The organism is Nocardioides sp. (assembly GCF_034670285.1).
Taxonomy (GTDB): domain Bacteria; phylum Actinomycetota; class Actinomycetes; order Propionibacteriales; family Nocardioidaceae; genus Nocardioides.
This window is the reverse complement of the sequence record NZ_JAXMNS010000290.1, coordinates 1-5,057: the sequence shown is the minus strand read 5'-3', so window position 1 is coordinate 5,057 and position 5,057 is coordinate 1. Positions and strand designations below refer to the sequence as shown.

The following is a 5,057-nucleotide window of genomic DNA, read 5'->3' as shown; positions in this document are numbered from 1 at the left end:
CCGGACGACCTCGACCTCGAGGTCTACCGCCAGGTCGGCGACAAGATGATCGAGGTCGGCTCCTCGGGCAACGCCCCGGGCGAGAAGGAGAAGGTCACCCTCGTCGACGCCGGTCAGGGCACCTACGTCATGCGGGTCGTCAACTACGCCTCCGCTGCCCCGACGTTCACCCTGACGACCGAGGCGTTCGACTCGGTCACCAAGACGACCAAGGGCGCCAAGGAGCGCTACACGCTCACCTGCGAGCGCAACGGCAAGGTGAAGGCCACCAAGAAGGTCTTCATCGACCGTGGCCAGGTCAAGAAGTTCAACTTCCGCAAGGCCTGCCGCTGATCACCTGATCACCTGAGCTGAAATCTCTCGCCGAGTCGGCGCGTGTACGCGCCGACTCGGCGAGAGGCTTTTTGGGCAGCAGGTCAGCCGCGCCAGGCGCCGGCGTCCGCGTCGCCCGAGAGGTCGGCGTGCAGCCGCACCCACGAGTGCATCGCGATCGCAGCTGCGGCGGAGGCGTTGATGGAGCGGGTCGACCCGAACTGGGCGATCGAGAAGGTCCCGGCGCACGCCTCCCGCGCCGCCGCGGAGAGCCCGGGGCCCTCCTGGCCGAAGAGGAAGCAGACCCGACGCGGCAGGGCCATCGTCTCGAGGTGCTCCGAGCCCGGCAGGTTGTCGATCCCGAGCAGCGGCACCGGCCCGCCGTCGTCCGTCTTGTAGTCAGCCAGGTAGGCCGCCAGGTCCTCGGCGCTCTCGTGGTGGCGCACGTGCTGGTAGCGGTCGGTGACCATCGCGCCGCGCTTGTTCCAGCGGCGCTTGCCGACGATGTGCACCTCGGCGGCGAGGAACGCGTTGGCCGTGCGGACGATCGCGCCGATGTTGAAGTCGTGCTGCCAGTTCTCGATCGCGACGTGAAAGCCGTGGCGACGGGTGTCGAGGTCGGCTCGGATCGCCTCCAGCGACCAGTAGCGGTAGCGGTCGACGACGTTGCGCCGGTCGCCCTGCTCGAGCAGCGCGACGTCGTACACGCTGTCGGGCTCGCCGGCCCCCTTGGGCCAGGGTCCCTCCCAGGGGCCGACGCCCACCTCGGGCACCTCGCCCGTCGCTGGGCCTGCTCCCGCGCCCGCCGATTCGTCCACGGCGCCGACCGTAGCGGCTCGACTCGATCCCAGGGTGATCCCGGGGTCGGACTCACCCACGCGAGGAGACCCTGACCGGTAACGTGACGACGTGACCTTGCTGGCCGCGCTCCCGCCCCTCGCCGAGTCCTTGCAGCCGATGCTGTTCGGGATCAAGTGGCTCGACCCGTCCTACCTGCAGGCGGAGTTCGGCGGCGCGTTCATCTACCTCGCGATCGCCATCATCTTCGTGGAGTGCGGGCTCTTCTTCCCCTTCCTCCCCGGCGACACGCTGCTGTTCGCGCTCGGCCTCTTCATCGCCGGCGGCAGCACGACGGGCTACACGGCCTTCGGGCTGGAGAACAGGCCGGTCGAGCTGGTGCTGGCCATGCTGGTGCTCGTCGTGGCCGCCTTCGCGGGCAACGTGGCCGGCTACGAGATCGGCCGCAAGATCGGGCCACCGCTCTACCAGCGCAACGGCCGGTTCCTGAAGAAGAAGTACTTCGACCAGACCGGGATGTTCTTCGACCGTCACGGCAACAAGGCCCTGGTGATCGGCCGGTTCGTGCCGTTCGTCCGCACCTACATCACGGTCGTGGCCGGGGTGACGCGGATGGACCGGCGTCGCTTCCTCACCTGGAGCCTCGTCGGTGCCGCCCTGTGGATCCTCAGCCTGGTCCTGCTCGGCTTCTTCCTCGGCAAGGCAGTGCCGTCCCTCGGGCAGAACATCGACTACGTGATCTTCGTAATCCTGGCCTTCAGCGTGATCCCGCTGAGCTACGAGTGGTACAAGCACCGCAAGCAGGGCCACGCCGAGGACCTCACGCAGGCCGCCCGCGATGGCGAGGTGTCGGCCCGCCTCGAGGCCGACGCCGAGGCCTGACTCAGCGCAGCGGCTTGGCGAACCACACCGTGCGGTGGCTCCAGTCGCCGGAGCCACGTCGGACGCCTGAGCACACCGCGATCGCCAGGCGACCTGGGCCGTCGGTGCGGTAGTAGCGCTTGTAACGCTTCTCGGCCGGCACCTGGACCCGCGCGATCACCTCGTAGCAGCGCTGCTGGCCGCGGGCGCCGCGCACCACGATCTTGGCGCCGTCGTACAAGTTGTTGATCAGCAGGTTGCCGAGCGCAGAACCATCGGGGTAGGTGTGGGCGTTCATCTTGATGACGCCCCGCTTGGCGCCGGCCTTGATGTTGTCCTGGGCGTCCCAGGCGAGCTGCCACTTGCCGCGGTCGCTCAGCGGGGGTGAGCGGGGAACGTTGCGGGAGTCGCGTCCGAGCGCCAGCACGGTGCGCGCCTTGGTGACCTTCTTGACGCCGAGGGTGGTGGGCCGGAACTTCTTGCCCTTCGCAGCGCAGCCGCTCTTCTTCTTCTTGGCCGACGGCTCGGCGGCGACAGCGCTCGCGGACGACGCGCCTCCGACACCTGCCGCGCCGGCGGGCACCGTGGCCACGACCAGCGCGGGGACGAGGAGCGCGACCAGCGCGAGGACCGCGAGCAGCCCGCGAAGCACTGCTCCCACCGGGGGGCGGGGGGAGACGGACACGACGATCACCTCGGTGAGAACCGCACGGTGGGTCGGGGCCCCATGCCCCGCTGATTCCGGTCCGGCGACACGCTCATCCTCCCACGCGAACTGCGTGGCCGCGAGGGTCCGAGCGCCCCTTCGCGGCTCATCCCGCGTGTCGGACGGCGTCCAGGTCGGCCTTGGTCAGCACCGCGCGCACCTCGAGGTCGACGTCGGCGAGCGGGTTCTCCCCGGCCGGGCTGCGGTCGATCGCGCAGACGACGACCTCGACGATCGCGCCGGCCTCGCGCAGGGCGCGTGTGGCGTCGCGGACCGCACCGCCGGTCGTGATGACGTCCTCGATGATCGTGACGCGCTTGCCGGCGAAGTCGGGACCCTCGGCGAGCTTGCAGGTGCCGTAGGCCTTGGCCTCCTTGCGCACGAAGAGCGTGGGCGTGCCGAGGATCGAGCTCACGACGGTGGCGATCGGGATGCCGCCCATCTCCAGACCGCCGAGGAGCTCGGCGTCCTGCGGGATCAGCTGGATCATCTCGCGCGCGACACGCCCCAGCAGGAGCGGGTCGGCCTCGAAGAGGTACTTGTCGAAGTACTCGCTGGAGACCTGGCCGGAGCGGAGGGTGAACTCCCCCGTCAGGCGGCAGCAGGCGTCGATGTCGGCAGCGAGCGAGTCGTCGGTGGTGGTCACGAGTGGCAGGGTAGTCGTCATGGCCCGTCCCACGCTCGCCCGTCGCCTGCACGGGATCCCTCCGACGATCTTCGCCGAGATGTCGGCCCTCGCGCTCCGCACCGGCGCGCTCAACCTCGGCCAGGGGTTCCCCGACGTCGACGGACCACCCGAGGTGCTGGACGCCGCGTCCCGAGCACTCCACGAGGGAGCCAACCAGTACGCCCCCGGGTCGGGCATCGCCCCGCTGCGCCGCGCGATCGCCGCCCACCAGCTCCGCCACTACGGGATCGAGCTCGACCCCGACACCCAGGTCGCGGTCACCACCGGCTGCACCGAGGGCATCGCGGCGGCCCTGCTCGGACTCGTCGATCCCGGTGACGAGGTGATCGTGCTCGAGCCCTACTACGACTCCTACCCGGCAATGCTCCAGATGGCCGGGGGCGTACGACGTCCGGTCACCCTGCGCTGGCCCGACTTCCGCCTCGACGTCGACGAGCTGCGTGCGGCCGTGACTCCCCGCACCCGCTTCATCCTGCTCAACAGCCCGCACAACCCCACCGGCACGGTGCTGTCGCGACCCGAGCTCGACGCGATCGCTGCCGTCGCGATCGAGCACGACCTCGTCGTCATCACCGACGAGGTCTACGAGCACCTGGTGTTCGACGACCTCGAGCACGTGCCGCTGGCGACCCTGCCGGGGATGGCCGAGCGCACCCTGACGCTCTCGAGCGTCGGCAAGTCGTTCTCCCTCACCGGGTGGAAGGTCGGCTGGGCGACCGGGCCGGCCCACCTGGTCGCGGCGCTCGTGTCGGCCAAGCAGTGGCTCACCTACACCTCCGGGGCGCCCCTGCAACCTGCCGTGGCCCGCGCCCTCGACGAGCACGACGACTTCCCCCGCGCCCTGGCTCGCGACCTCCAGGAGCGCCGCGACCTGCTCGTCGCCGGGCTCCGCGCGGCCGGCCTCCCGACCCGGATGCCGCAGGGCACCTACTTCGCGACGTCCGACGTGAGCGGGCTCGGCTGGAGCGACAGCGCCGAGTTCTGCCAGGCCCTCCCCGAGCGCGCGGGGGTCGTCGCGATCCCGCTCCAGGGGTTCTACGACGACCCGGCCGGAGCCGGTCGACACCTGGTGCGGTGGGCCTACTGCAAGCAGCCCGAGCTGATCGGCGAGGCGCTCGAGCGCCTCAGCGGCGCCGACCTCTCACGCTGATCTCTCACGCTGGTCCCGACGCCGGCTCTCAGGACGAACGACCGCGGCCCGCGCACCACTCGGCCGCATCGCGACTCAGGAGCAGCACGACCGTCGCTACCGATGCAGCAGTGAGCAGGAGCGGCACGATCACGACGATGCCGAGCAGGCTCACGAGTCCGGCCAGCGCTGCCGAGACGACCAGGGTGATGCGCGCCCCGTTGCTGCCGCGCAGGGTGGCGATCGCCAGTCCGATCGACGCCAGGCACCAGACGGTCAGGAGCACGAGGACGACGAGCGCGACCGTCGCGACGGCGTCGGCTGCGATGTCCTCGTAGGAGGAGTTGGTGGCCAGCTGGCCCTCGATCTCGACGAGGAAGGCCTCGCGGCTCCCCACGAGGAGCGCCAAGGAGAGCAGCAGCCCGGCGAGGGCCACCGAGCTCGCGACGAGGGTGATCACGACGGCTGCGGTCACCCGGACCGGTCGTTGCGTCGGGCCCGCGGCCTTGTGCGCCCCCGCCGCGGACGGGGCGCCGTACGGACTCGCAGCGGAGGGGGCGTCG

Annotated in this window: 7 protein-coding genes; 3 read left to right on the top strand and 4 right to left on the bottom strand. The window is 70.6% G+C overall.

From position 1 onward, the window contains the following. Window positions 1–333, top strand: a 333-nt coding sequence (locus VOI19_RS14115) for a hypothetical protein (protein WP_323793600.1), incomplete at its 5' end; no start/stop codon positions are given. Window positions 334–416: 83 nt separating this feature from the next. On the opposite strand, the gene VOI19_RS14110 is transcribed toward VOI19_RS14115, so the two are convergent. Beyond that, window positions 417–1,130, bottom strand: a complete 714-nt coding sequence (locus tag VOI19_RS14110) for a TrmH family RNA methyltransferase (protein WP_323793599.1) — start codon at window positions 1,128–1,130, stop codon at window positions 417–419. Between the two features lie 91 nt (window positions 1,131–1,221). On the opposite strand from VOI19_RS14110, the gene VOI19_RS14105 reads away from it, so the two are divergent. Then, window positions 1,222–1,992, top strand: coding sequence for a DedA family protein (locus VOI19_RS14105; RefSeq protein ID WP_323793598.1), 771 nt, complete (start codon window positions 1,222–1,224; stop codon window positions 1,990–1,992). Between the two features lies 1 nt (window position 1,993). Here the strand turns inward: VOI19_RS14105 and VOI19_RS14100 are convergent, their stop codons facing one another. Continuing rightward, window positions 1,994–2,656 carry a hypothetical protein gene (locus VOI19_RS14100; RefSeq protein WP_323793597.1) on the bottom strand — a complete coding sequence of 221 codons (663 nt, stop codon included), beginning with the start codon at window positions 2,654–2,656 and terminating at the stop codon, window positions 1,994–1,996. A gap of 127 nt (window positions 2,657–2,783) precedes the next feature. Then, entirely contained in the window at window positions 2,784–3,323 is a 540-nt protein-coding gene (gene pyrE, locus VOI19_RS14095) for an orotate phosphoribosyltransferase (protein ID WP_323793596.1), read from the bottom strand. Between the two features lie 19 nt (window positions 3,324–3,342). Between pyrE and VOI19_RS14090 the strand changes: the two genes are divergently transcribed. Continuing rightward, window positions 3,343–4,515 (top strand): pyridoxal phosphate-dependent aminotransferase, encoded by a 1,173-nt coding sequence (locus VOI19_RS14090; protein WP_323793595.1) that lies wholly within the window; start codon window positions 3,343–3,345, stop codon window positions 4,513–4,515. Between the two features lie 28 nt (window positions 4,516–4,543). Here the strand turns inward: VOI19_RS14090 and VOI19_RS14085 are convergent. Continuing rightward, window positions 4,544–5,057, bottom strand: a 514-nt coding sequence (locus VOI19_RS14085) for a hypothetical protein (protein WP_323793594.1), incomplete at its 5' end; no start/stop codon positions are given.